The organism is Hymenobacter sp. B1770 (genome assembly GCF_049896385.1).
In the GTDB taxonomy this organism is placed as follows: Bacteria; Bacteroidota; Bacteroidia; order Cytophagales; family Hymenobacteraceae; genus Hymenobacter.
Map to the genome: position 1 here is coordinate 1 of NZ_JAFCUF010000061.1, position 827 is coordinate 827.

At 67.8% G+C, this 827-nt stretch carries 1 protein-coding gene; it reads left to right on the forward strand.

Features of this window, described 5'->3' with window-relative positions; translation table 11 throughout:
- A partial coding sequence (locus tag ACP7AJ_RS21465) for a hypothetical protein (protein WP_426062286.1) occupies positions 1-827 on the forward strand: 827 nt, incomplete at both ends.

Here is an 827-nt window from a genome sequence, read left to right on the forward strand (position 1 = left end):
GCTCGTCACCAACGCTGATGGCACGTACACCTATGCCCCGCAGCTAGGCTTTACGGGTCGGGTCACGTTCACGTACGTCATTGAGGGGACGGGTCCGGTGCTGGCCTCGTCGGCCACGTACCATTACTACGAGTTTGTGAGCGCCCCGGGCATCTGCTGGGCCGATGCCAAAGCAGCCGCCGCGGCGCGCACCTACGAGGGCATGACTGGCTACCTGGCCACCGTCACCTTTGCCGGGGAGAAGGATTTCCTGGCTGGTAAGGCCCAAGGCGCGTACTGGTTCGGGGCCAGCGATGCCGCGGTAGAGGGCGAGTGGCGCTGGCAGACCGGTCCCGAAGCCGGGCAGCTCATCTGGCGCGGCGGGCCCGCCGGCATTGGCGCGGCCTATAGTAATTGGCTGCCGGGCCAGCCCGACGACTTCAAGAACCAATGGCGCCCGCAGGGCGAGGACTACGCCCAGCTCTACGGCACTTCCGGGCTGTGGAACAACGTGGACAACTGCCACACCGGGGGCACCACTGCCGGTTACGTGGTCGAGTACGGCGGGCTCGAAGCTTGCCCCCCCATTGTCTACGCCCTCGGCACCGTGAACCTGGAGGTAAGTTCTGCCCAGGATCGCCTGGCTAGCACGCTCTCCGCTTTGCCCGCCACCGCTGGCCGCACCCTGCTGCAGGCATCGCCCAACCCCAGTCCCGGCCGGTTCCGCGTGCAGGTGCTGGCCAGCTTGACCGGCCCCGCCCAGCTGGACTTGTTCGACCTGCAGGGCCGTCGGGTGCGTGCGCTCTTTACCGGCGCGTTGCAGGCCGACGAGCAGCGCGAGGTGCGCG